The following is a 25,971-nucleotide window of genomic DNA, read 5'->3' as shown; positions in this document are numbered from 1 at the left end:
AGAGGATATCGTAACCGATATCCTTACTTTTCTTCAGATTCTTCATCAGATAAATCTAGTTTTTCTCCACCAATTGATATATAGGAGAAGATATCTAAGTCAGGCTTTGCTTTAGCCATTCCCTGAATATAAGGCGTTATGGTATCTTTAAAATCCTTACTGACACCTAATTCCTCACAGTGCCCATAAACATACATTTTTTTATCATCAAAGAAGAATGAAATATAGCCAAGCGCCTTTTTATCCTGGTTAACAATATTTAGAATTTGGCACTCTTCTTTGATAACTTCTGGAGAAACGAATATTTGCAAGACAACCTCTCCTTTTTCATTTATTTAATCCAGTAAGTTTAAATTAAGTAAACTGTAATTTTTTGAAAAGAGAATCATTTGTTTCTTTACTAGGTTTTTTCTTTTTAACATGAATCAGAATCATACATAAAAGCCCTACAATAAGTGTCAATGAAGCAGTAGTTAAAAACATTCCAGCTCTTGACCAATTCATGAGCCATCCATAAATAGGTGGACCAATCGCCACACCTAAAAATCGTACGGATCCATAAAGCGATGTAACAAATCCTCGTTTTTCGGTTGAAACTGAACCTGTGATAAAACTGTTAATACAGGGCAAAACCAGTCCAGTTCCGATACTGCTGATTGCCAGTACGGCAATAAACGGAATTAAGCTTTCGAAAAAGACTAACATCGCGAATGATATAGTCATCAGTAACAGTCCAATGATAATGAGCTTTTTCATAAGTGGCATCTTTTTTCCAATCTTACTTCCTGTGATATAGGAGGTTGTTGTCATACACAAAAGCGGGATGGCCAAGATTGCTCCTTTAAGGACACCATCCGTATTATAGGTTTTTTCCAATACATCAGATAAATAAAAGAGAATCCCAAATAACGTAAAGAGACAGGTTGCTCCAGCCAAATAAGCTGTAAATAACCATCTGCCCTCGTTTTTAAACACTGAAAATAATCCGTGCACATATTTTTTCAATGGTGGTGGTTCTTTCTTATCCTTTTTCTCTTTGACAAAGAACATCGTGAGAAGCACGGAAATTAAGCAAAAAATCGGAAAAGCAAAGAAGGCTGCATACCAAAATAAAAGCGCGAGTAACGAACCGATAATTGGTGAGATTACCTTCCCAAAACCATTTGAGGCCTCCACAAGCCCTAGGACACGACTTTGTTTTCCACCTTTAAATAAATCACCGGTCAGTGCCATTGCGATTGGTGCTGTACCTGCTGCGCCAATTCCTTGCATAACCCGTCCAGCCATGATCCAAAAATAAGGACTAGAAAACCAAGCGGCCGCCATCCCAGCTAATAAACCACCTGAACCGTATAGAATGAGTGCAGGTATGATGACAGCCTTTCGGGAAAAACGATCCGAAAAGTAGCCAAGTAAAGGAATCGATATGGCCGCTGCAATTGAGAATGTCGTAATGACAAGACTCACTTGAAATTGACTAATGTCTAGTTCTTTTTGCATCTGTGGTAAGACAGGGATTAGCATCGAATTGCCAAGTACAAGAATCAGTGGAATCGAACCAATCGCAACAACTGTCATTGCTGAATTTTTTTGACTGGACAAGTTTTTGCATCTCCTTCTTTTACTGTGTGTAAAAGGCTGGATGAACTTCATCCGTTCCTCTCTAAAATCAATCATTGCCTTACTATTTTTTCAAATTCTTGTGATGGCTATTCTGTTAGTAGTTTCCAATTGGGGGAAAGCGTAGAAAAGCCCATTTAATACACCATTTACCTATTTTTGAATAACATATCAACTGTAAGAAGATGGGTGTTTGTAATAAAAAGAGGTTTCAAAAAACCGGTATGCGCTTTTAACAAGGAGGAATTATGCCTATGGACTTTTTAGATGTTCCAACACGAACGCAGGGAGAACGGAGCTATGGAATTACGTCGATAGCCGATTTTGGGACGCCAGTAGGTCAACTTGAGGCTTATTTACAGGATTATCATGCCTACATTGATATTGCCAAAATTGGAATTGGCTCTGCTTATGTAACCCCAAACCTACAAGAAAAAATCAACCTATATAAAAGATACAAGGTAATCCCGTATTGTGGAGGAACGCTTTTTGAAAAATGCTATCTCCAAGAGAAGCTTGACGAATACACAAACAGCCTTCAAAGGCATGGGATTGAATGGATTGAAATTTCAAATGGAACGATTGATATACCTCTTCATAAAAGGATTTCCCTAATCAAACAACTTAAACAACATTTTAATGTGATTGCAGAGGTCGGTTCCAAAGACCAAGGTAAAGAAATGCCTTTATCTGAATGGGAACATGAAATTAACTTATTGTTGGCTGCTGGCTGTAAATATGTCATTACTGAGGGGAGAGACTCAGGTACAGCAGGAATTTATAATGCAAGCGGTCAGGTCAACATGGAGTTGATTAACCAAATATCAAAAAATATTGATGTAAATAAGGTGATTTTTGAAGCACCAACTCCAAAGCAACAAATGTTTTTTATTAATCAATTTGGAACGAATGTAAACCTTGGCAATGTAAAAATACAAGATGTAGTCGTTTTGGAAACACAACGACTTGGATTGCGCAGCGAAACCTTTTTCATGGGGGAGAAGACATGGAACTTACCCTAATCAGGCATCTTCCAACTGAATGGAACAAGAAGGGGGTTCTTCAAGGAAGGAAAGATATTCCCATTTTAGAGCTGAACAACAAGGATAAAGAGGATATTGAAAAGAATAAAAAAATGTTAAGACCAAAATATTCATTGATTTTAACCAGTACACTGACTCGTACCCAACAAACCGCAATTGCCTATGGATATGAGAACTTTGAACCTGAACCTTTGTTGAATGAGCTTAATTTTGGAGAATTCGAGGGTAAGAAAAAGCAGCATCTCATTGAAACCTACCAAAATCTTTGGTTTTCAAATCCTGGTGAAATTGTACTTGGTGAAAAGATTGCGGACCTGGAAAAGCGGATGCTCGCGTTTATAGACAAATACAAAGATTACGATTCCATGTTAGTCTTCGGGCATGGCTCTTGGATCCGAGCATGCTTGGCCTATTCTAAATTTGGAACAATCAATAAAATGAATCAACTAGAAATAAAAAATAACCAGATGCTTACAATCGGGTTTCGAGAGGAGGAATACGAGATTGGGCGCCATCACATATGAAAACTGGAGTATGGAAAATGTAAAGCAAGTAATAGATGAGAATAAGGATTATTACGACATATTAAAATGGGCGTATTCAACATATCATGCAGACGACATTGTCTACGCCTGCAGTTTTGGAGCAGAAGGAATCGTACTAATTGACTTAATTTCAAAGGTCAATAAAGAAGCGAAAATTGTCTTCTTAGATACTGGGCTTCATTTTAAAGAAACATATGAACTTATTGAAAAAATAAAAGAAAAATATCCAAACCTTAAAATTGAACTCAAAACACCAAAAATAAGTCTAAACGAACAAGCAGAACTTCACGGGGATGAATTGTGGAAGGCGAATCCTAATTTATGCTGTCAGCTTCGAAAAATCGAGCCTTTACATGAGGTGTTAAGCGGAACAAAGGCTTGGATTTCAGGACTGCGCCGTGAGCAAGGGCCGACTCGTAAAAATACGGAATATCTGAATAAAGATGAAAAGTTCAAAAACATCAAAATCTGTCCGCTGATTCACTGGACATGGGAAGATGTTTGGTCTTATATCAAACTAAACAATTTACCTTACAATGAATTGCATGACAAAAATTATCCAAGCATCGGCTGTGCACCATGTACAAATCAGGCGCTACAAGGTGATTTACGCTCAGGGAGATGGGCCAATTCCGATAAAACAGAATGCGGATTACATCTGAAATAACATGAAACAAATGGAGGTTTTTAAAAGTGGCATTAAGTAAACCGCATGGCGGTACATTGGTTAATCGTTTCGATTCAACGTTTAACTATGAAGAAATTGATAAACAAATCGAACTTAGCAATATGGAATTAAGTGATCTGGAACTCCTTGCGGTTGGGGCATACAGTCCGCTTGATGGGTTTGTTGGAAAAGACGACTATGAATCAATTTTACACTCAATGAGACTCGCAAATGGGCTCCCTTGGTCAATTCCTATTACATTGGCGGTAGACAAAGCACTGGCAAAGAAAATCTCAATCGGAGAAAAGGTTCGACTCGTTCAAAATGATGAGGTTTATGGAGTCATTGAAGTTACGGAAAAATATGTGCCAAATAAGGAAGTAGAAGCTTTTAAGGTGTACCGTACAACAGAAGCGGCACATCCAGGAGTTAAAAGATTATATGAAAGACCGAATGTCTATATTGCCGGACCCATTCATCTTGTGAAACGACCAAAGAAACAGAAATTTGAGACCTTTTATCTCGATCCGATTGATACAAGAGCCGTTTTCGAGCATCTGGGTTGGAAAAAGGTAGTCGGGTTCCAAACAAGAAATCCAGTTCATCGTGCCCATGAATATATTCAAAAGTCTGCACTTGAAGTGGTAGATGGTTTATTTTTAAATCCATTAGTTGGAGAAACGAAAGCAGATGATATTCCTAGTGATATTCGGATGGAAAGCTACATGGTCCTGTTAGAAAAATATTACCCGAAAAACAGAGTATTCCTCTCAGTATTTCCTGCGGCGATGCGTTATGCGGGTCCAAGAGAAGCCATTTTTCATGCATTAGTTCGGAAAAATTACGGATGCACACATTTCATTGTTGGTCGTGACCATGCAGGAGTTGGAAATTACTATGGAACTTACGATTCGCAAACTATTTTTAGCCATTTTACAGAAGAAGAATTAGGGATATCACCGTTGTTTTTCGAGCATAGCTTCTACTGTAAAAAGTGTGAAAATATGGCGTCAGCAAAAACATGTCCTCATAGTAAGGATGACCATGTGATCTTGTCGGGCACCAAGGTACGTGAAATGCTAAAAGCGGGAAAAAAACCACCAAAGGAATTTAGCAGACCAGAGGTTGTGGAAATCCTCATTCGAGGCATGGCTGAACAATATACGAAGATATAAGGTGGGAATTATGGGCGAAGAAAATCATATTGTATGGCATCAATCAACTGTAACGAAATATGAGCGACAACAACAAAATCAACATAAAAGCTGTGTAATCTGGTTTACCGGCCTTTCAGGTTCAGGAAAATCATCCTTAGCAAATGCCCTTGATAAGGAGCTATTTTCACAAAACGTGCAAAGCTATGTCCTTGATGGCGATAATATCCGTCATGGATTAAATGCAGGACTTGGCTTTAGTAAAGAAGATCGGAAAGAAAATATCCGGAGGATTGGAGAGGTGTCGAAGCTGTTTGTAGACAGTGGGCAAATCGTCTCAACGGCATTCATTTCACCATTTCGCGAGGATAGAGAACAAGTGAGAGCACTGTTTCCAGAAGGAGATTTTATCGAAGTATACGTCAAATGTCCAATTTCAGTATGTGAAAACCGCGACCCAAAAGGCTTATACAAAAAAGCAAGAAACGGAGAGATATCCGAATTTACCGGAGTAAGCTCCCCATATGAAGAACCGAATCAACCTGAGCTCGTAATTGAAACAGACAAATTAACGATTTCACAATCAGTTGAAACGATCATTCTTTATTTAAAAGAAAGGGGCATTTTCTTGAAGTAAGAAAGTAGATTTAGCTTTCTTACTTTATTTTTTTCTCCAACTGAGCTGTTGTGCTGAGATAAACGAAGGTGCCCGAAGGTGATAAATCATGTCAATAATATTAGTGGATACGGTTTGACAAAGTATCGCATAAAAAACAATTCGAATATCAATCACAGAAGCTGTAAGTAAAAAAATAAAAAAGTTCAACCAGAGCATGACTTTCCCTGGGGACCAATCATTGTATTTTGCAATCATTAACGTAGGGATGACCATTCCACCGCTTGAAGAGCCACTACGGATTAAAAGGCCGACACCTACGCCAAATATCACTGCTCCACATAATAAGTCAAGCCAGAAGTAAGGCGTAAGAAACGAACCAAGTGTTGACGTAAAACTGACTGTTACTGAAGTAATCGTAACAGCAATCATTGTTTTTACTGTCCATGAAAAGCCGAAATATTTTAAGGCCAGTATTAAAAAGGAAAAATTGACAACCCAAAGTGACATGCCTAACGGCAATTCAATCCAGTGATTCATTAGTATTGCTAAACCAGCAGCACCACCGGACGGAATGTTATGAGGAAATAAAAATAAGGACATACCTAGCCCCTGTAAGAATGCGCCGAAAACAATACAAAAATAGGTGATCACAATTTTAGGCATTTGCAAAAATGACCTTTCTGACTAGTATGATGGAACCCATAACCGCTTACCTCCCAAAACGAACTCTCCTTGTCCATTTTATGATGACAAGTTATCCGATATGTTCGAAAATTGTTCACAGCAATAATGTTGTAAGTTTGTCATATTTTCTTTAAAATGAGATATTGAATGGCAAAATGACGAATGTAGGTGAAAACGTGAAAAAATTACTAGTTGTGGTCGCACTTATTTTTGTTTTAGCTGCATGTGGAAGTGGTATAGATAATCCGTTAAATTATGAGGTTTCCGATTTCTCCTATGTGGATCAAAATGGTGAAGACTTTAGCCTAAAGGATTTAGAGGGTAAAGTTTGGATAGCGGACATGATTTTTACAGAATGTGATACCGTTTGCCCGCCAATGACAGCTCATATGGCAAAGCTTCAAGGGATGGTAAAAGAAGAGGGGCTAGATGTTGAATTTGTTTCTTTTTCAGTTGACCCAGAAGTGGACACACCTGAAAAGTTGAAGGAATATGCAGAAGGTTACAGTGATGATTTATCAAACTGGCATCTGTTAACCGGTTATTCGTTGGATGAAATCACGGAATTTGGTAAAGACAGCTTTAAAGCATTAGTTGCAAAACCTGAGGGACAAGACCAAGTAATACATGTGATTAAGTTTTACTTAGTTGACCAAAATGGCACAGTTCTAAAGGAATACAATGGGGTTGAAGATACACCATACGAAGAAATCATTGAGGATATTAAGAAGGTACTATAATGTGCGAAAAAAGGACTCCTGGATGGAGTCTTTTTTGTGTGGGTTTTTGGTTTTGGGATTGCTTGTTCCGTTTAAGGAGTGGGTTTCCCTGGACTCTCCAAAAGCGGTATAATAAAGTACTGTTATGCAATGAGTTTCCCATTGATTTTCCAAAAAAATGGTGTCATAAAGAGCGATTTTGCTATGACTTTTTCCTGAAATACCCAAAGGCCCTTCCAAAAATAGATTTATCGCCCAAAAATCTACAACTCAATCCTCTGCCTGTTCAATTCCATCTTCAACTATTGTTTCAAGCTCTTTCCAAAAGAGCTCATGGCTGGTAAAGGTAAAACAACCGCTTGAAATTTGCTCAGGGAATTCTTGTCTTGCTTTTAGTTGATTTTCACTTTCTTTTTCCATTACAGACATCCTTTCATTGAAATATACTAGTACACCGTTTTTACATTTTCTTTTTTATCTTGCCTTACTTTTCCAATATATTTTCCCCGAAAATTAGAGAAAATGAACATGTATATGAATGGTAAAGGGGATGCATCGATGCTCGCAAAAATGAAGTTGTGCGTAATAACCATTTGGACGTTTCTTGATCCAATTTATTATGCCTTTACAAAATTAACTTATGTGGAGGATAAAGAGATTTTGCGGGTAAAAGTGACGAAATACAAAGGTCGGTCTTGCGTTCTTGCAGATGGGACTGAAATTAAGAAAAATGATTTGTTAATCAAAATTCACTTACATAACGTCATATTATTAAGAGAGTTGCTTGGCTTACAAGGAGAGACATCGAAAGCAAGAATGATCTATAAGCAAGTAAAACAAGCATTGCCTGGCGTTGCACAATATCTATATAATCATCCGAAAAAAACGAAATAAAGGGAATTATTGGGGTCACCGCGTTAAACAAGGGGAGTAGGCGATTAGGGTTTGAATCCATACCCATTTCAAGTAAAATCTATCTTTGGTTTAAATTAGTTGTGTTTCTCCCAATGTATTGTATGGCGGTATCAAATATTTCTGCGCAAAGTCTCCGAAGACACCCTATGTACTTATTCATGTCTAAAAATACGTTATTCGAATTGTATAAATAGGTATCCATTCATTACCACTGCTTTTTTCGAATTCTATTATCTATAATGGAAGGAGACAAGGTGGTGTTTTTTATGAAAATTTTCATCGTTCTTATCACAATTTTAGTAGTTTTTTATTTTCTTAGAAAAGCGAATAAAAACACGTATAATGTGAAAGTAAATAAAATGGTTTTAAATCCGAATCAACAATATGTAAATCCAGCTCAAATTAATGTTCTCCACCTATCAGATTTACATCTTGAAAATCTATCGATTACTCCAGATGAATTATATCGAAAAGTGAAAAATGAAAATATCGATTTAATTGCACTAACAGGTGATTTTTTAGACCGTAAACGCAGTATTCCGAAACTTGTTCCATACCTTGAAGTATTTTCAAAAATTGCGCCCACACATGGGACATATGCCGTATTTGGTAATCATGATTATAAGTTAAGAAAGAAAAACTTTGAAAAATTAAAGCAGCTTTTAGAAGAGAATGGAGTTAAAACATTTCAAAATGATCATATGTCACTAATGATTCATGGGCACCGTTTGAATTTGATTGGTATTGATGATTTTAGTACAGAACGAAGTAATCTTGTGGCTTCCTATGAATCACTTATGTCAGGCTATAATTTGGTATTAACCCATGACCCAAATCTCGTTTTGCACATGAAGGATTATCATTTTGATTATCTATTATCAGGCCATTTTCATGGGGGACAAATTTGTTATCCAAAGCCTTATCACTTGGTGAAAATGGGGAAACTTGTTAGAATGAAAATGATTAAAGGTTTTCATATACATGATGGAAAACCATTTTATATTAACGAAGGACTGGGACAGACAGGGGTAAATATTCGCGTCCGAAGCAACCCCGAAATTACCCTTCATACGCTAACACTTGGAGAACAAACTACAGCGGAACAACAAGCAATGTAAGGTGAAGACGTCCATTTAGACGTCTTTTTCGCATCTCTTCGCAAAAAAAAGATTACATTTTTACTTCGAATTCAACATATTTCCATGAAATATGAATCGTTATTGACTTTTTTTCGTATGCTATAATACTAAACTTGTAGACAACAGTCTAGAAAGAAAAGTGGTGAGCAAGATGAACAATCCGTTTTTAGCTATTATTCTTACGTTGTTTTTACTGAGTGGTTGTTCTGGGGGGATACCGGCAACTACAGGGGAAGCCACTAGTAATCATGATACAGGGCTAGTCCCAAAGCAAGAAATCCCGGACGATTTTATCCCGAGAGATCTTCAAATAGCATCAATTGGTGATTCACTGACAAAGGGTGTCGGTGATGAGACAAAACAGGGCGGCTATACTACTTTGCTAGAGGAAAAGCTTCTTGATGAAAAAGATGTAAAATCAGTAACTCTTAAAAATTTCGGTGTGAAAGGGCATAAAACGACTGACCTTTTAAATCGATTGCAAAATGAAGAAGTTCAAGAAGGAATTGCGGATGCTGACATCATTATCATTACCATCGGTGGAAATGATATAATGAAAATTGTAAAAGAAAATCTTTTTGATTTATCATTAAATGTATTCCAAAAAGAACAGGCAAAATATGAAGTGCGTCTTCAAAAAGTGCTCGAAAATATTAGGAGTTATAATAGTGAAGCTGAAATTGTACTTGTAGGGCTATACAATCCGTTTGGTTGGTTTATTGACCTTTCTACGGAAATTAATACAATTGTTGATGATTGGAATGAAGGAAGTCAAAGAATTCTTTCAAAATTTGACCATACTAAATTTGTAGTGGTTGATGATGTATTTAGCCAGTCAAGTGATAATCTTTTAGCAGAAGATGAGTTTCATCCGAATTCAAAAGGGTATGAATTAATGAGTGAGAGGATTTTTGAAGTAATCAAGCAAGAGTGATTTCCTTCACAGAGGGGGTCTTTGATGAAGATAAAAAATAAATGGAAATTTCTTTTTCTCACACTACTAGCAATTAATCTTGTGTGTGTGCTTGTTTTTTTCGGGTTGCTCTTTGTTCCAAATAAAGAGGTGGCTCCAAAGGAAAAAATGGTTTCCAGGGATGATGTGAATCTGTCTGTCGAAACGAATAAAGACGACCTAACTAGGGTGATTAATAACTTTTTAAAAAAAGAAGCGAAGGATAATCCGCTAAACTATAAGGTGTTGTTGACCGAACGGGTTATGCTGCTCGGGACCATTACAGTCTTTGGAAAAGAGATTGATATGGTCATGACTTTTAAGCCAGAGGTCCTTGAAAACGGGGATTTACTGCTAAAGCAAGAGGCATTTACCGTAGGCCAAGTCAGCCTACCTGTTACCTTCGTACTAAGGTATATTAATGACTATTACAATCTTCCTGAATGGGTTCAGATTGATGCGAAAAAACATGATATCTATGTTTATTTATCAGAAATGGAAATGAAAAGCGATACTAAAGTTTCTGTCGATACTTTTGATTTAAGTAAAGACGAATTAAGGTTCAACTTACAGGTACCAATTGATTAAGAAGCAAATCATAACTGGTTTGCTTTTTTTTATGCTAAGTTAAACGCTAATGTTGATTTTTAAAATAAATAAAGGGAGCTCCAAGAAATATTGGTACTCCTTATTAAAATCTTAAAATCATATAATTAGTTGGAAATTAGCCACCTATTCCCTTGGCTACTAGCAAGAAAAATGCAAAGACAAGCACTACACCATAAATAGAACACCAATTAAACCTGATAACCATTTTTCGGAAATAACTGCAAACACACTTGTTCTTTATTTTAGAACAAGTGTTCATTTCGTTAAAATATCAACAGAATTATCTAACATAGCTTTTTTAATAAGACTCAGCATGAGTACAATCTGTATCATCATAATTATTTAAAGGAAAGGTGTGAAAAAAAGGGAGTGGTGAGATGGCCGATCCGATTGTGTCTAGGTCGTTAAACGAAATTAAATTTTGGTCAAGGATTATGAAGGAACACGCATTGTTTTTGAGTTTGGGTTTTACGTATGAACAGCAACAATTAATTGATGAAGCCAGGAACTTTATTACGATGTTTGAAAGAATTGAGGAAAAGCTCGCTCGTTTTTCAGTTAACTCGGATTTACGACAAGTCCAAGCGTTCAACAATGAAGTGTATCAAGCGGCAGCTTCAATATGGGCCTATAAAAGGAAAGTATTAGGATTAACGTTACGTTGTGAGATTCTCACAAACAATTATCCCTTATTAGTTGACCATATTAGTAGGGAAGCGGCCTACTTTGCCAATCGGTTAAAGGAGCTGAATCAAGGAATTCTGGCCCCAAAACCAGAAGCAATTATTCAGGAAAATGTTTTCTTTCTTAGAATCATGGCTGACCATGCAAAATTTATCGGACATCTCTTAGACCCTTCGGAAAGAAAGCTTGTAGATCAGGCTAGAGAGTTTAGCCATGACTTCGACCAATTGTTATTTCAAGCAATTGATTTAGATTCAATGCGACCACAATCGGAAACAAAACCTATCCTAACTCAGTTTCTTGATCAAAATAGAGTATCGGTGGCTTCGCTAAGAGACTTTAAAAAAACAGCTCGGGAGCTAATAGAAGCCTGTCGAATTAAGAGTAATATTCATCCGCTTTTAGCTGACCATACATTTAGGGAAGCAGAAAGGTTCCTAGAAATAATAGATTTGTTTGAGGCAAGTTTAAAAAGGTAAACGATATACATTAAGCGTTCGTTCGATAAGGAATGAGCGCTTTTTTTGATACGATGGGTAGGGGTAATTGGATTTTTTACAATTTTGCTTTTAATAGATATGATTGATAAGACTACGAATTCTATAAAAAAGGTGAGCTATACATGATTTCCGAATAAATGGTTAAAAAGAAGGCTTGTATGTATATGCTTACTTGTTTAAAGGGATATTTAGAATATGTCAAATCCACTAAAGGGTTACTGATTCACTAGTATTTTTAAAAAAATGTATGCTAGTATGGTCATATACATAATATTTATGGGGGTTATAAAATGGTTCTTCCAAATTTTGAAGCGAATTTACAAAAGTATGCGAAGCTTTTAGTAGCAAATGGTCTAAATGTGCAAAAAGGTGATTGGGTAAAAATGACAATCACAGTTGATCAAGCTCCACTTGCTCGACTTGTTACAAAAGAGGCTTATGCACTCGGAGCAGAAAAGGTAATTGTGAAATGGTCGGACGATGAAATCACAAAAGAGCATTATTTACACCAGCCTGAAGAGGTGTTAACTGATATACCTGAGTATGAAATTCAAGAATCTGACGACCATGTTTTAAACCATAAGGTATGTCGTCTTTCTATAGTTTCAAGTGACCCAGGGTTTTTAAGTGGGGTTGACCCTGCTAAAATATCTGCATATCAGAACAAAGCTGCGAAGGCTTTCAAAGCACAACGAGTTGCGACACAAAACAATGATTTAAAATGGACGGTTGCTGCTGCCGCAGGAGCGGGATGGGCCGCTAAAGTTTTCCCTAACCTCGCAACATCTGAGGAGCAGGTGGATGCGCTTTGGGATCAAATTTTTAAAACATGCCGAGTGTATGAGGATGATCCAGTAGCTGCGTGGGAAGAGCATACAAAAATCTTAAATGAAAAAGCAGCAAAATTAAATGAAATCCAGTTCGATGCCCTTCACTATCGTGCACCAGGGACAGATTTAAAACTTGGGCTGCCGAAAAACCATATATGGGAAAGTGCGAAAAGCTATAACCCAAAGGGAGAAGAATTTATTGCAAACATGCCTACTGAAGAGGTGTACACGGCTCCAGATACAACTCGTATGGATGGAGTGGTTCGTAGTACGAAGCCATTAAGTTACGCTGGTACATTAATTGAAGGCATTGAAGTACAGTTTAAAGATGGAAAAATTGTTGACATCTCCGCAGAAACTGGGGATGAAATTATGAAAAAATTAGTATTTGATAACGAGGGTGGAACAGGATTAGGAGAGGTTGCATTAGTGCCAGATCCATCACCGATTTCACAGTCAGGCATTACATTTTTCAATACATTATTTGATGAAAATGCATCAAATCACCTTGCAATCGGAGCAGCCTATCCGACAAATCTTCAAGGTGGCACGAAAATGAATGAAAATGAACTTAAAGAGAGTGGATTAAACGTGTCAACGGTTCACGTTGATTTTATGATTGGCTCAAGTGAAATGGATATTGACGGTATCAAACAAGATGGTACAGTGGTTCCAATCTTCCGAAATGGGGATTGGGCGATATAAGAATAATCCAAGGTCCGGGAGAAGGTTTGTAAATAACTTTTCTCGGGCATTTTTGTTATACTTTTGCTCTTTACTAAAAGATTGTTGCTATTAGTAAAACAAACCTATTGATTGCAGCGGAAATCAATTATTTCAATACCAACAAAGTTTACGCAAACAGCCTAAATTTTTGACTGGCAAAAATCAAATAGTTACAAACCGCGAGTTTTCGAGTAAAATATTGTGGTATTCATTTTACATAAAAAAGGAGTTGAATTTTTATGAGTAGTCATTTGTGTAACGACCCTGATCCCGCGTCGAAAAGAGGGGAAGTCATCAATGATCCTAATAAACGAAGTTGGCATACAAGTAAAGATTCAACTTTAACTGGCAGAGATTTTTGACTTCCTCGATAAAAAAGAGGAGGTATACATCATGTTAAATATTTATCTATCCAACGAGCAGGGGAAGTTACAGGAAACAACTACGATTTCAAATGGTTGCTGGATTAACTTAATTGCTCCATCAGAACAAGAAATTAATAAAATCACAACAGAATTAGAAATCCCGCTTGAATTTATTAAAGACCCTTTGGACGAGGAAGAACGTTCAAGGATTGAAAAAGACGGTGAACATATTTTAATCATTGTCAATATTCCTTCCGTGTCAATGGATGAAAATGAGATTCCGATTTATGATACGATTCCACTTGGTATCATTATTGCAAAAAACTGTTTTGTAACGGTTTGTTTAAAGGATAATCCAATTTTTCATAGTTTTTCAGAGGGGAAAATCAAAAACTTTTTTACGTTTAAAAGAACAAGGTTTGCTTTCCAAATTCTTTATTCAATGGCAACCCTATATCTTAGATACTTAAAGCAAATTAGTAAAAAAACAGATATGATTGAAAAAGAATTGCATCAATCTATGAAAAATAAAGAACTTTTTTCACTGTTAAACTTTGAAAAAAGTTTAGTATATTTTACAACATCCTTGAAATCAAATAATATTGTCATGCAAAAAATGTTGAAAAGTAATTATTTGAAAATGTACGAAGATGATCAGGAATTACTAGAGGATGTCATCATTGAAAATCAACAGGCGATTGAAATGGCGGAAACACATACGTCTATTCTAAGTGGGATGATGGATGCCTTTGCGTCTGTGATTTCCAACAATGTAAACATTGTAATGAAGTTCTTAACATCGATTACAATTATTTTGTCATTGCCTACCATGGTGGCGAGTTTTTATGGAATGAACGTTTCAATTCCGTTTCAGGAATATCAATATTCGTTTTTAATTGCAATTACGATATCGTTCATTTTATCAAGTATAACAGCCTATATCTTTTGGAAGAAACGGTTCTTCTAGTATGTATAGCGTTGGTCCTGTTTAGGGATCAACGCTTTTATTGTGGGTTGTCTATTTCTTCCTCAACTAATGCATCTAATCTGGCAATCATTTTCCTTGCTTTTTCCTCATCGATTTGACGATAGTGGTGTAGTCCGCCTTCTTCTTCATCCATTTCATCAGCAAGCTTTGTGATAGCTTGAAGCGGAGTACGTTTGATAAAGCCTTCCTCAATATAGGAATCCGTGTGGAATAAAATCGCATAGGCAATATCCTTGGCATACTTGGGATTTTCACCTAATCGAATTAATAATTTATGAGCACGTTCTGCCCCCTTAATGGCGTGTATGTCATTTTCCTTGTACATCCTGTAATCCCATTTTCCATTTTTATACCAAGTGTAATGCCCCATATCATGAAGCAATGCTGCCTTTGTAGCAAGATCAACTGAAACATTCTGTTGCTTGGCCATTTTAAATGCGTGGTAAGCACATGCAATGGCGTGAGCCTTTCCCGAACGAGACAGGTACTTTTGCGCAATCCGATGATTATAGATGTCTGTTAGCGTAACATATCTCATTTGTCCAGCCTCCTAAAAAAGGATAAATTTTTAGAATCTTATCATGGATAAAGGATATTATCAAGATATAGCCATCCTAATGGGTGCGGAAATAGGTGGAAGAACCAGGTAATCGTGTTAAAATGGAAGTAGTATGATAGCGTGGTGATGTTTAATGTTTTTGCGAAGTGTGAAATTACTTTCTGAAAAAATGCCAAATATGAGGGAGTATCCTTTTTCAATTCCAAGTATTAGAAGGCTTGATCAACTTAACTTTCATGAGCCTGTTACCTTTTTTGTAGGTGAAAACGGGTCTGGCAAGTCCACTTTGCTTGAGGCTATTGCCCACCAATGTGGATTTAATAGTGGGGGTGGGGGAAGGAATAATTCCTACGAGTTTGAAGATGCTACACCAGCCTTAAGTGAATATATTCGGCTTTCATGGATGCCAAAGGTCAATCAAGGTTTCTTTTTACGAGCGGAAAGCTTTTTTCATTTTGCCTCACATTTGGATCAATTAGCTAAAGAGGATCCAACATTTAACTATGAGGGATATGGCGGAAAATCGCTTCATGAGCAATCACATGGTGAGTCATTTTTATCACTTTTTGTAAATCGCTTTGGTGAACGGAGTATTTATTTGTTAGATGAGCCTGAGGCGGCTCTATCCCCAGCACGGCAACTTGCATTTTTACGAGTCATCCACGACCTGTCAAGAAGGGGAGATGCCCAGTTTATCATAGCCACTCATTCACCGATTTTACTCGGGTATCCAGGTGCACAAATTTATAATTTTGATACATCACCGATAGAGGAAATTGCGTATGAGGAGACCGAGCATTATCAGATAACGATTGGGTTTTTGAACCGACGGGAACGGTTTTTGAATGAGCTGTTTCGAGAGGATGAGGAGGAATAAGGATATATATAAAATAGACTACCTGATTGGTAGTCTCAGAGTGTAGATAAAGTCAGTACTGACTTTGTCTACACGAATTATAAAGAATATCTACAAATAGATTCAATAACCAGACTGTCTTGTAAACGCTTGTCAGACAAGGAGCGCAGCTGAGCGAAGACGCGAATAGAAGTTGCCGAATGAGCGCAACGAGGGAGGCAAGCAACACAGTATGCGAGCGTTTGTCAACAGTCTGAGACTACCTGATAGGTAGTCTAGAACATACTTATAATTGCTCCCCCGATGGCGCCTGTCAGCACAACGATCCAAGGTGGAAGTTTCCAATAGACTAGCATGCTGAACAATACGGCTGCAAATGCGAAGTCAAATGGTTCAAATACGGTACTGGTCCATATTGGGTGATAAAAGGCAGAAATCAAAATCCCAACCACTGCAGCGTTTACTCCCATAAGAGCCCCTTTAATTTTAGGATTGCGACGAAGAGAGTCCCAAAATGGTAGTGTTCCAAGAATAAGTAGGAACGCTGGCAGGAAAATTGCGATAGTAGCTAATAAACCGCCTTGCCATCCATTCATTACGGCTCCAAGATACGCTGCAAATGTAAAGAGAGGTCCCGGAACAGCCTGTGCTGCACCATATCCAGCTAAAAATGCTTCCTCGCTAAGCCATCCTGTTGGAACAAATTCACGTTCTAACAATGGCAACACGACATGACCGCCACCGAAAACAAGTGATCCTGAGCGATAAAAGCTATCAAACATTGCAACCCATTCTAAGGATGTTACTTCTCTTAAAATCGGCAAAATAATGAGCAAACCAAAAAACAACGATAAGCAAATAGTAGCAAATTTCCGAGATATCGGGAATTGTAGATTAGTAGTTTTAGTATCAGCTTGGTTCTTATATAAAACAAATCCCAAGATGGCGGCAATGAGAATAACACCAACCTGTGTAAAGGCTGTTTGCCATAATAGAGTTCCTACTAACGCAAACAGGGCAAGTGCTTTTCTTGATAAATCAGGAGTAAGCTTTTGCGCCATCCCAAGAATTGCATGGGCAACAACTGCCACAGCGACCAATTTTAAGCCATGAATCCAGCCAGCTGTACCAATATCTAGCCCATCGAGAATTAGTGCAAACAAAATCAGTGCAATGACCGAAGGAAGTGTAAACCCAAGAAAGGATACGATTCCGCCGAGTACGCCAGCTCGCATTACACCTATGCCGATTCCCACCTGGCTGCTAGCAGGTCCGGGTAAAAACTGACAGAGGGCTACTAAGTCAGCATACGTTTTTTCATCCATCCACTTTCTTCTACGAATATATTCTTCGTGAAAGTAACCAAGATGTGCGACAGGTCCTCCAAAAGAGGTTAATCCAAGTCTTGTTGAGACCAGAAGAATCTCCAATAAATTTTTCATTTTTTTCTCCTTTATAATTAATCTTTTATTTCTTTAAAAAGCTCGTAAGCTTTGTTCCTCGCTTCGTTTAAGATAGTCTCTCCTTTAGTAGTGGTTGTGTAATACTTTCTAATTTTTCCTTCTACATTTTTGTCTTCTTTTTCTAAAAGGCCATCTGCTTCCATACTGTGGAGTATTGGGTACAGTGTTCCAGAACTTATGTTATATCCATGTTCTGTTAGTTCTTCGAGCATCCATGCACCGAATATCGGATGTTCCTTTGCATGGTGCAAAATGTGAATCTGGATAAACCCAAGAAAAAGTTTACGCAGTATTTTATCTTCCAACATACTTACCACCAATCAAGTTAATGTAAAAAACCAATATCGGGATTCGATATCGAGATTATAGCATAAGAAAAATAATACCTAAAGTCAAAATGCGAAAGTTTACAATTTCTTAACACTATGAAACTTTTTTGTGTGCCCAATCGTAAATCAACTAACGAAAGGATGTGGGGTTAATGAGTAAATATTCAATTGCGGAATTTATCAAAAAAACGGAGCAAGAGGACAAAGGGGAAGGACTTTTTGAATTAGAGACACCTCGTATGTTAGAGGTTAATTTAAATGGCATGATATGGGCCAAAGCTGGTTCAATGGTTGCTTACAATGGAAAAATTAAGTATGAACGTGAGGGTATTCTTGAGCATGGTTTAGGTAGCATGTTTAAGAAAGCATTGACAGGCGAAGGGGCATCCTTAATGAAAGCAAACGGGGAGGGGAAACTGTACTTAGCTGACAGTGGGAAAAAATTATCATCCTTCATCTACAAGACGAAGCGATTTACGTGAATGGAAATGATCTTCTAGCCTTTGAACCATCCTTAAAACACGAAATTAAGCTTATGAAGCGAATCGCAGGAATGATGGCCGGTGGATTGTTTAATGTTAGGTGTCAAGGAAGTGGGATGCTAGCAATCACGACTCATTATGAGCCACTCACATTGCGGGTAACACCAGGAAAGCCGGTTGTAACGGATCCAAATGCAACGGTTGCGTGGTCTGGAAATCTACAACCTGAATTTCAAACAGATATTTCATTTAAAACCTTCGTCGGAAGAGGTAGTGGCGAGTCAATTCAAATGAGATTTGAAGGAGATGGCTTTGTCATCGTTCAACCGTATGAAGAAGTTTACATGCAGCAGTCGAATAGCTAATTAATAGAAAGAAGCATGAGTAATCGAATTAGCCGATTTTGTATCGATTGCAAATAGCAAAATAACGCTATAAATATTAAAGCTTTTAACACTATAAAAATCATCGCAAATGAATCCTAAATTGGAATAGAAAAACGAATAGAAAAAACATAAAGGGTTCCTTTTTCGGGTGCAACCTTATAAAAAGACACAAGAATTGACTTATGAATAGGAATACGTCTCTTCCTTCATATATCAAGGCTGCTGATTCCCTAAACTAGGATCAAAACTGTCTGCTTTTTTCGGTAAAGAAATCAGGTTAAGCACCCGAGTTGATAAATAGACGGAGACATTGCGCGTAATTAGTAATTATGATAAAAAAAGTCTTATATAGACGGAGAGATTCCGGCTATTGACTCCAGAAATTCGAAAATGAGCGATTTTGCTTTGGATAATCGGAAAACCTTCCCTTATATACCCTAAAACGAGCCTCATTTTGGATCTAACCGAAAAACCTCCGCTTATTTTACTTTTTGTTGGTTATTCGATTAAGGACAAGGCACCTTATTAAAATGGAGTCTCTGGTCAAAGCATTGTAAATAACATACGTACAGAAACTTTTGTACAAAGAATTCCGATGTCTAAAACGTTATTTAAATTGACGTTTCTATACTCTAATATTGATAAAACAATCAAAACAAAGGCTCTAATTTAGTCGATAAATTAGAGCCTAATTTAATATTTTTTGTTTTTTGCACCCTAAATCAGAACCCATTCTTCTTTCTCGATTGAATTTAAGGTCCCCACAAAACATCAACTAGTTCACGTTTAAATAAGTTGGTATCAATGTTACAAGTTTCTGAATCTATGCCGTATTGCCAGCCCCATGCAAGTGCGCCTTCTGGGGCAGAAGGTTGAAATTCCGGTGCTTTCGTTTCAGCTGTAATTCCTATACTAGGTGCGGCTGTCCAAATATAGTTCTTTTCAAGGATGGCACCATTGCTTTCTCCTGCTTTTTGATAGGCTTTAAACAAAGCTTGTTCAGGGTCGAACACACCATAAATGCCAGATTTAAAGTTTGATTCTTCGATTGTATCGAACCAGCCTTTAATAAACTCTGAATCGACTGGATAATCTGGTTCAATATCTGCAAAAATGGCAACACCTTGTGGAATTCCTATATCCGCAGCAAGCTGAATGGCTTCCTTTGCATACGCGACACCATTGTCATACCCAGTAGCGTCATTAAAATGATTATAGATTGGTAGAATAAAGTCACCTTCAGCATGGATGATTTTCACTTGTTCAGCTGTGAGTCCTACGGAGATACCATCACGTTCTCCAAGGTAACGACCAAATACAACTGGGTCACCAAAATTATCTTTTACACATGCATAAAAATCCTTTGTCGTTTCACTTGCTGAGTCAATTCCCCAAACGATTTCAGGGAGTTTATCACTTGGTTTTGCTTTTTCGTTGTTTTTATCTTCCTCTTTTTGTTGAGAATTCTCTTCTTTATTTTTATCTTCTTCTTTTTGCTGAGAATTCTCATCTTTGTTTTTATCTTCCTCTTTTTGCTGATTTTTCTCATTGTTTTGGTTTTTTTCATGGTCTTTCTCTTGGTTTTTATTATCTTGTTCGTTTGCTGGTGGCGGTTTGTTTTCCTCTTTTGTGTTGGCAGGAGGGGGAGTTGGTGGTGCTTCGGTAGTAGGAGTGGATGTTACTGGTTTTGTTTTGTCCTCAGTTACATAGAAATACACCGCACAGCATAAAAGGAATCCAATAACGGCAGAAATCATTATGTTAAATCCTTTTTCTGTCATTTCATCACCTCACATCTATGTATCATATGTGAGGAGTGCATGTGCGGTGTGGGTTTGGGATGTATTTGTAAGCTACCTGCTCATTTTAAACTGAGACATCATTAGTTTGGTTTTTGTAGGTAATTGTCTGATGTAGTCGCAACATATGTCTCATACTTAGAAGAACCTCAATCACAATGAGCGTTAAAATTACCCAAATCCCAAAAGATAAGACAAAATGACGGATATGTGAAATAACTGCAATATCTGTTTGAAGTCGGAAAGTGAATGTATCAAACATGGCAAAGGTAAAAATACGGCTCCATTGGGTGACATCATAAATAAGAATTCCCTTTTTTATACCTAGGTGTTTGATTCGGGTGTATAGTCTGATTACCTCAATCATCTCCACAATTAAGTAAATGACTAATACAAGAATCCAAAGTATGGCGATAACAGTAGAATTTACTGTTCCAGACACGATACAGGCAATTCCCGAAATGGATAAAGCCCCATGTAAGATACAGTTTGTATTATTCCAGTCATCCTGGATTGACCAGCTTTTTCTGATGTATCTTTTACCTATAAAGTAAACCCCAGTAGCATAGAAAAGGAAACCAATCAGAAGGAGACATGTATTTAAGTAAATCGGAACATTTGGATATATGGTGTTTATTAAAAGGATCATAGACTGTGTGCTAACAGTGGTAAGTAAAAGTATCCCGTGCACCTTATGATAGGCATCGTTTTTATGAATTTCATAAAATGCAAATACCGAAATGACAATATAAAAAAGCCATAATCCAAAATTTACAATTGAAATAACCATTGCAGGCACAAACCAGTCGTTAAAAATATAGAGTAAAATACCACATATGGAAGAAGCGGCTACCCAAGTTCCTATCCCAAATCGATTGACTGGATTCTTTATATGAAGCTCCCTGAATTTTCCTTTCCAAATGGCCATGCCTAACGAAAATAGAAAGGATAACCAAAGTGTAATATTGATCATCACTAAAATTTCTCCATACAGATAAAAGCCTGTTGTGAAATAGTTCAAAAGAACCCCTCTTGTCAATATACCAATCGCCATTACTGCGGCCAGAGTAGATGTTTTCACGTAAAGATTCGAATATTTTATGTAGAAGATACCGATAAAAATAAAAAGTGTCCATAATAAAAACAATATAATCACCTTTGTAAACTAATAAAGTACTAATCTATAATACCACTTAATGGTTAGAGGAACCATGGGGACGGTTCCACTGGTTCATTGTTTTGTAAAACTTTTCGAAGCGCTGATCTATAGAGCAGCGTTTTTTTATTGGAAAATAGGAGGGATTCCCTTATTTTTATAGAACAAATATAAAAATTATTTTTTAGGAGGTCCTTAAATGGAGCAATCTTTTCGCATTTTTCTTGATCGTTTTATGAAGGCATGGGAGTCATCTTCATTAAATGAAATACAGGAGATATTATCAATTGATTATCAGGCAAGAGAAATCGCAAGTAATGAAATAGTGGACTTTGGTTATGAGGAATCGATACAGGGTTGGGAACAAGGTTTCAAGTTTGTAAAGGAAAATCATGCACAATGGCGTTTGTCTGAATTAGGTACCATTTGTTTACGCAACAATGAAGTCATGGCTGTTTTGACTGCAATGATTGTCATTGATGGTAAGCCTTTAGCTACTTCAAATCTATTTTTTGATACCTTTAAAAAGTCAGCAGATGGTGAATGGAAATTGGTCAGAAGCTATATAGAAACGGGAGTTCCAAACAACAATTTAGATGGATTGCCATTTAAGTGAACCAAGGGGACGGTTCTCCCGGTTCATTGACTGAAAAATTTGTACGCTTATGAACTACATTCAATTAGCAATACTTGGAGTAGAAGAACCAAAAAAGATTGTAATGGAGAAATGTTTGCAAATCTAGACGACGAATCAAAACAACAAGCAGAATCTATACTTGATGAAGCAAAAGCTCAGAGTTGGAACAACTAGGAGTTGGCCATCTTCAAGTGGCATAAAAAGACGCTAGGCAGTTTTCATCTGCCTAGCGTCTCCTCGTTTATTTATTTTTCACAAGTACTTCACGTTTCAAAGTCTGTTTCTTCTGGTCATCATTTAGATAAGATGTAGCCATTGCAACTAATAGCAAAATTCCTGTAACGGTGAAGAGAACTTGTGTGGGAAAAACTCCACCGAGTAATCCACCTAAAAGGGGACCAATCATACCACCAATTTGATTGGCTGTTTGGTTTAAGCTGAACGCTCTTCCGCGGAAATCTTCTGGCGTTGATTTGACAACAAGCCCATTCAAAGCAGGGAATACCGCACAGAAGAAAATTCCATATACAAATCGAATTAATGAGAATCCCCAGATATGAGTAAAAACAATTTGAGCCAATGTTCCAATTCCAGCCCCTAAAAGTCCGATGAATAAGACACGCTGGAAGCCAACTTTATCTGCCCATTTTCCCCATACAGGTGCAAACAGTGCACTTGCAAGACCTGGTAAGGAAATTACAAAACCAGTTAGTAATGTCACATAGCTTGTGTGACTCGCAATGTCAGAAATGTACAATGGAAGAATAGGGTCAATAATCATTGTAGAGCAACTGACCATTAGAGTTAGTATTAATACAAGCAAGAAAGGGCGGTTGCTTATCGCTATGCTAAAGTCCTTGATAACGGAGCCTTTTTCCTTGTTTGCTTTGAAATTTTCCTCTTTTACGAAAAAGATGATTAAAATGGTTGCAAAGAATACGATAATCCCGGCACTTGCAAAGGCCCAGCGATTTCCCCAAAGCTCAGCCATTCCACCACCTAGAAGCGGACCTAAAATCATACCTGTTGCAGCTGCAGATGAAATCAACGATAGCGCATAACCCACTTTTTTCGTTGGTGTGTTCGTACCTACAAGAGCAATGGAACCAGGTATAAATCCACTTAGTAAACCTTGCATAACCCGTAAACCTAAAATCTGATAAGGGTTGGTGACGAATGCCATTAACGTGTAAACAAGAAAAAGGGCAAATCCTGCCCGTACAATCATTGGTTTACGTCCGTATTTGTCGGCAACTCTTCCCCAAAACGGTGTCGCAAATGCTCCTGCAAAAAAGGCGGCCCCATAGATTAGCCCTGACCATAATTCCGTATGGTCATGGACACCGATTTCTAGTAAAAAAATCGGCAAAAATGGGATAACCATTGAAAATCCGGAAGCTGTGAAAAAGACACCAATCCAAAGAACCCATAAATTTCGTTGCCAAGTCGGCATGATTTTTTCCATCTCCTACGAATAGTAATCTTTTAATGATAGAGTTATAGTACCACAATTGAAGTTTATTTTCATTAACGAAACTTTCGGATTGTGAAATATTTGAATGCCGGTAAAGTTATCCCTTTTTATTCAATTGGATTTTTTTGTAAGTGAAGTAGCCCTATTGATTACTTTCGTAATTACGCCAAAAACATATTTTAGAAGGGTGGAGTAGTGGGAGGAAATGCTAATACATAAAAGAAATACTCAGTGGCTCTGAGTATTGTTTAATGTGGAAAGTAAATTTGTAAGAGTTCTGTTTCGTTTGTTAATTGATAAAAATCACGAAAATCGGGGACAATTTCAAACGATTTGTAGGTTACTAGTAGGATTGTTTGTTTTTCCTTATTGCCCTTACGAAAAATTAGTGAGCCGTTCTCGATTAACAAATGAGTGAAAAAGAACCCATCCCGTCCAATTAAAAGCTCATCCTCATACCAATTCAAAACAACCTGTTGGTTCCCGTACTGAAATAGCTTCTCAAACGCTTCTTTATTTTTTCCAGACGCGAAAAACATAGCCACCACACCCACATAGATCAATGAATTTAAAGGAAAAACCCGATTTGTATTTCTGACTTAAGGCTTCTGCAAGATAATGAGAGGGATTTCCAAAATTTGCGGGTGTCACTAGATTGACATAGCAGCCACTTTCCGTTTCCTCAATTGCCTTCAACCCATCTTCAATCACTAAAGCTCGGTTATGCTGATAATCCCCTTGTTCCAGATCAATCGACCAATCCTTTGCCATTTCCATCACCTCAACTTCATTATAAAACGCGCGAGAGATAGAAAAGATGATTAGAATCACAGGGAAATGGTCCGGTAAGGTTTGTTTCAATTAGGTTAAGATTTTTCAGTATAATTACAAATAGTTCTCTTTAGTTAAAAAGCCATTTACAAATCAAAGACAATTGCATAAACTACCTCTTGCTGATGCTATAATACAATAACAATAGTCTGGAGGTTTTATGATGGCTACTAAGCGAGAATATTATTTTGATAACGCGAAGTTTTTCCTAATATTCCTTGTTGTCTTTGGACATTTTATTCAGCCTTTTACTGATGATCATAAAATCATCATGACAATTTACCACTTCGTGTATTCCTTTCATATGCCTGCATTCATATTAGTGTCAGGGTATTTTGCAAAGGGATTTAGGAAAGAAGGGTACATTAAAAAGACAGCGAAAAAGCTGTTAATACCATATTTGATTTTTCAGGTGATTTACACCATTTACTATTATTTCTTATATAATGGTGAAGCACTGTTATTCCAACCATTTAATCCGCAGTGGTCGCTTTGGTTTTTAATTAGTTTATTTTGCTGGAACGTGATGTTATATGCTTATACAAAGTTACCGATGAAGTGGTCGTTATCATTGGCTGTATTAGTGGGGGTAGGTGTTGGGTATATCCCATTCGTGGAAAATTATTTAAGTTTATCGCGGACATTTGTCTTTTTCCCATTGTTCTTATTAGGTTTCTATTGTAAAAAAGAACATTTTACAGCGTTGAAGCGTCCAGCAGTGCAGGTAGGTTCAGTAATCGTACTTGCTGCAATATTAATCGGGTATTATTTTGTGCCCGAATTCAACACTGGTTGGTTGTTAGGGTCAAAATCGTATGAAACATTGTCTCAGGAGAACCTTGGTGGACTCATAAGATTAGCAGTCTACTTTGTTTCGATTTTGATGACAGTTGCATTTTTCTCGATTTTACCGAAAAAACAATATTTCTTCACAAGCTGGGGAACAAATACATTGTATGTCTACCTATTGCACGGCTTTGTTATCAAGTATTTCCGAAACAGCGAATGGCTCGACACAATCAATGATTCAGGCAACTTTGCCATCTTAATAGCGGCATCCTTACTGTTAACATTGCTGTTATCAACCAAAACAATCAGAGCAATTACCCAGCCAATAATCGAACTACGAATCTCCATCATCAAAAGATTCTTTAGAACAAAACAAGAAAGCTATTAAGGAACCATAGGGACGGTTCTCTTGGTCCAGTCATAACTGGAATCCAAGGGCTGTCCCTTTGTT

General features: G+C 37.3%; 28 protein-coding genes and 2 pseudogenes. 18 read left to right on the top strand and 12 right to left on the bottom strand.

Going from position 1 to position 25,971, the window contains the following annotated elements; all coding sequences use genetic code 11:
- Positions 1-23 precede the first annotated feature (23 nt).
- Complete coding sequence (locus BTHG_RS20465; RefSeq protein WP_010283895.1) at positions 24-311, bottom strand: hypothetical protein; 288 nt, start codon at positions 309-311, stop codon at positions 24-26.
- Positions 312-354: 43 nt separating this feature from the next.
- The gene (locus BTHG_RS20460; protein ID WP_232284506.1) at positions 355-1,653 is read right to left on the bottom strand and encodes an MFS transporter; all 1,299 of its coding nucleotides are present in this window, start codon (positions 1,651-1,653) and stop codon (positions 355-357) included.
- 221 nt (positions 1,654-1,874) lie between these two features.
- Here BTHG_RS20460 and BTHG_RS20455 point away from each other — a divergent pair, with 221 nt between their 5' ends.
- From BTHG_RS20455 to cysC, 5 genes are read left to right on the top strand one after another with little or no spacing between them, the layout of a single operon-like run.
- On the top strand, positions 1,875-2,642 hold the full coding sequence (locus BTHG_RS20455; RefSeq protein ID WP_010283891.1) for a phosphosulfolactate synthase: 768 nt from the start codon (positions 1,875-1,877) through the stop codon (positions 2,640-2,642).
- On the top strand, positions 2,627-3,187 hold the full coding sequence (locus tag BTHG_RS20450; RefSeq protein WP_010283889.1) for a histidine phosphatase family protein: 561 nt from the start codon (positions 2,627-2,629) through the stop codon (positions 3,185-3,187). Before BTHG_RS20455 ends, BTHG_RS20450 begins: the two co-directional genes overlap by 16 nt.
- A 10-nt stretch (positions 3,188-3,197) precedes the next feature.
- The gene (locus tag BTHG_RS20445; protein ID WP_042342415.1) at positions 3,198-3,875 is read left to right on the top strand and encodes a phosphoadenylyl-sulfate reductase; all 678 of its coding nucleotides are present in this window, start codon (positions 3,198-3,200) and stop codon (positions 3,873-3,875) included.
- A 26-nt stretch (positions 3,876-3,901) separates the two neighbouring features.
- Complete coding sequence (gene sat / locus BTHG_RS20440) at positions 3,902-5,050, top strand: sulfate adenylyltransferase (protein WP_010283867.1); 1,149 nt, start codon at positions 3,902-3,904, stop codon at positions 5,048-5,050.
- A 10-nt stretch (positions 5,051-5,060) separates the two neighbouring features.
- Positions 5,061-5,666: an adenylyl-sulfate kinase gene (cysC, locus tag BTHG_RS20435; RefSeq protein ID WP_010283866.1), complete on the top strand. Its 606-nt coding sequence runs from the start codon at positions 5,061-5,063 to the stop codon at positions 5,664-5,666.
- Between the two features lie 24 nt (positions 5,667-5,690).
- Here the strand turns inward: cysC and BTHG_RS20430 are convergent, their stop codons facing one another.
- Complete coding sequence (locus tag BTHG_RS20430) at positions 5,691-6,311, bottom strand: YitT family protein (protein ID WP_026021913.1); 621 nt, start codon at positions 6,309-6,311, stop codon at positions 5,691-5,693.
- 197 nt (positions 6,312-6,508) lie between these two features.
- On the opposite strand from BTHG_RS20430, the gene BTHG_RS20425 reads away from it, so the two are divergent.
- Complete coding sequence (locus BTHG_RS20425; protein ID WP_026021912.1) at positions 6,509-7,072, top strand: SCO family protein; 564 nt, start codon at positions 6,509-6,511, stop codon at positions 7,070-7,072.
- 249 nt (positions 7,073-7,321) lie between these two features.
- Here the strand turns inward: BTHG_RS20425 and BTHG_RS26915 are convergent, their stop codons facing one another.
- Positions 7,322-7,471, bottom strand: coding sequence for a hypothetical protein (locus BTHG_RS26915; protein ID WP_157256238.1), 150 nt, complete (start codon positions 7,469-7,471; stop codon positions 7,322-7,324).
- Positions 7,472-7,573: 102 nt separating this feature from the next.
- Between BTHG_RS26915 and BTHG_RS27995 the strand changes: the two are divergent.
- The 8 genes and pseudogenes from BTHG_RS27995 to BTHG_RS20380 all read left to right on the top strand — a co-directional run bounded on the left by BTHG_RS27995 (position 7,574) and on the right by BTHG_RS20380 (position 14,738).
- Positions 7,574-8,160: pseudogene (locus tag BTHG_RS27995) on the top strand (YkoP family protein).
- Between the two features lie 72 nt (positions 8,161-8,232).
- Positions 8,233-9,084 carry a metallophosphoesterase gene (locus tag BTHG_RS20410; RefSeq protein ID WP_010283860.1) on the top strand — a complete coding sequence of 284 codons (852 nt, stop codon included), beginning with the start codon at positions 8,233-8,235 and terminating at the stop codon, positions 9,082-9,084.
- Positions 9,085-9,256: 172 nt separating this feature from the next.
- Positions 9,257-10,039, top strand: a complete 783-nt coding sequence (locus BTHG_RS25490) for a GDSL-type esterase/lipase family protein (RefSeq protein WP_010283859.1) — start codon at positions 9,257-9,259, stop codon at positions 10,037-10,039.
- Between the two features lie 24 nt (positions 10,040-10,063).
- Positions 10,064-10,645, top strand: coding sequence for a YpmS family protein (locus BTHG_RS20400; protein ID WP_010283858.1), 582 nt, complete (start codon positions 10,064-10,066; stop codon positions 10,643-10,645).
- Between the two features lie 398 nt (positions 10,646-11,043).
- Complete coding sequence (locus tag BTHG_RS20395; RefSeq protein ID WP_010283857.1) at positions 11,044-11,829, top strand: DUF2935 domain-containing protein; 786 nt, start codon at positions 11,044-11,046, stop codon at positions 11,827-11,829.
- Positions 11,830-12,140: 311 nt separating this feature from the next.
- Complete coding sequence (locus BTHG_RS20390; protein WP_010283855.1) at positions 12,141-13,385, top strand: aminopeptidase; 1,245 nt, start codon at positions 12,141-12,143, stop codon at positions 13,383-13,385.
- A 260-nt stretch (positions 13,386-13,645) separates the two neighbouring features.
- Positions 13,646-13,768 carry a hypothetical protein gene (locus tag BTHG_RS27720; protein ID WP_269719518.1) on the top strand — a complete coding sequence of 41 codons (123 nt, stop codon included), beginning with the start codon at positions 13,646-13,648 and terminating at the stop codon, positions 13,766-13,768.
- A 31-nt stretch (positions 13,769-13,799) separates the two neighbouring features.
- On the top strand, positions 13,800-14,738 hold the full coding sequence (locus tag BTHG_RS20380) for a magnesium transporter CorA family protein (RefSeq protein WP_010283854.1): 939 nt from the start codon (positions 13,800-13,802) through the stop codon (positions 14,736-14,738).
- 37 nt (positions 14,739-14,775) lie between these two features.
- Here BTHG_RS20380 and BTHG_RS20375 read toward each other — a convergent pair whose 3' ends face one another.
- Positions 14,776-15,297, bottom strand: coding sequence for an HD domain-containing protein (locus BTHG_RS20375; RefSeq protein WP_010283852.1), 522 nt, complete (start codon positions 15,295-15,297; stop codon positions 14,776-14,778).
- Between the two features lie 154 nt (positions 15,298-15,451).
- Between BTHG_RS20375 and BTHG_RS20370 the strand changes: the two genes are divergently transcribed.
- Positions 15,452-16,195, top strand: a complete 744-nt coding sequence (locus BTHG_RS20370) for an AAA family ATPase (protein WP_010283849.1) — start codon at positions 15,452-15,454, stop codon at positions 16,193-16,195.
- Between the two features lie 254 nt (positions 16,196-16,449).
- On the opposite strand, the gene BTHG_RS20365 is transcribed toward BTHG_RS20370, so the two are convergent.
- A complete protein-coding gene (locus BTHG_RS20365) occupies positions 16,450-17,616 on the bottom strand; it encodes a chromate transporter (protein ID WP_010283838.1) in 1,167 nt (388 codons plus the stop codon).
- A gap of 17 nt (positions 17,617-17,633) precedes the next feature.
- Positions 17,634-17,942 carry a PadR family transcriptional regulator gene (locus tag BTHG_RS20360; protein ID WP_010283836.1) on the bottom strand — a complete coding sequence of 103 codons (309 nt, stop codon included), beginning with the start codon at positions 17,940-17,942 and terminating at the stop codon, positions 17,634-17,636.
- Between the two features lie 176 nt (positions 17,943-18,118).
- Here BTHG_RS20360 and BTHG_RS25485 point away from each other — a divergent pair.
- Positions 18,119-18,813, top strand: a pseudogene (locus tag BTHG_RS25485) (AIM24 family protein).
- Between the two features lie 773 nt (positions 18,814-19,586).
- On the opposite strand, the gene BTHG_RS25480 reads toward BTHG_RS25485, so the two are convergent.
- Both BTHG_RS25480 and BTHG_RS20345 read right to left on the bottom strand, forming a co-directional pair.
- Positions 19,587-20,615, bottom strand: coding sequence for a glycoside hydrolase domain-containing protein (locus BTHG_RS25480; RefSeq protein ID WP_010283830.1), 1,029 nt, complete (start codon positions 20,613-20,615; stop codon positions 19,587-19,589).
- A gap of 85 nt (positions 20,616-20,700) precedes the next feature.
- Positions 20,701-21,654 carry a TDT family transporter gene (locus tag BTHG_RS20345; RefSeq protein ID WP_148361276.1) on the bottom strand — a complete coding sequence of 318 codons (954 nt, stop codon included), beginning with the start codon at positions 21,652-21,654 and terminating at the stop codon, positions 20,701-20,703.
- A 334-nt stretch (positions 21,655-21,988) separates the two neighbouring features.
- Between BTHG_RS20345 and BTHG_RS20340 the strand changes: the two genes are divergently transcribed.
- Entirely contained in the window at positions 21,989-22,405 is a 417-nt protein-coding gene (locus BTHG_RS20340) for a hypothetical protein (protein WP_010283820.1), read from the top strand.
- Between the two features lie 262 nt (positions 22,406-22,667).
- Here the strand turns inward: BTHG_RS20340 and BTHG_RS20330 are convergent, their stop codons facing one another.
- The 3 genes from BTHG_RS20330 to BTHG_RS20320 all read right to left on the bottom strand — a co-directional run bounded on the left by BTHG_RS20330 (position 22,668) and on the right by BTHG_RS20320 (position 24,671).
- Positions 22,668-23,879: an MFS transporter gene (locus BTHG_RS20330; RefSeq protein ID WP_010283818.1), complete on the bottom strand. Its 1,212-nt coding sequence runs from the start codon at positions 23,877-23,879 to the stop codon at positions 22,668-22,670.
- Between the two features lie 269 nt (positions 23,880-24,148).
- Complete coding sequence (locus tag BTHG_RS20325) at positions 24,149-24,439, bottom strand: hypothetical protein (RefSeq protein ID WP_010283815.1); 291 nt, start codon at positions 24,437-24,439, stop codon at positions 24,149-24,151.
- A complete protein-coding gene (locus BTHG_RS20320; protein WP_010283813.1) occupies positions 24,414-24,671 on the bottom strand; it encodes a CGCGG family putative rSAM-modified RiPP protein in 258 nt (85 codons plus the stop codon). The genes BTHG_RS20325 and BTHG_RS20320 overlap by 26 nt, the downstream gene beginning before the upstream one ends.
- Before the next feature lie 223 nt (positions 24,672-24,894).
- Between BTHG_RS20320 and BTHG_RS20315 the strand changes: the two genes are divergently transcribed.
- Positions 24,895-25,908, top strand: coding sequence for an acyltransferase family protein (locus tag BTHG_RS20315; RefSeq protein ID WP_010283811.1), 1,014 nt, complete (start codon positions 24,895-24,897; stop codon positions 25,906-25,908).
- Positions 25,909-25,971 lie beyond the last annotated feature (63 nt).

This window comes from Bacillus timonensis (assembly GCF_000285535.1).
GTDB classification, from domain to species: domain Bacteria; phylum Bacillota; class Bacilli; order Bacillales; family Bacillaceae_L; genus Ferdinandcohnia; species Ferdinandcohnia timonensis.
Note: the sequence above shows the minus strand (reverse complement) of the source record. Positions and strands in the feature narration are given on the sequence as shown.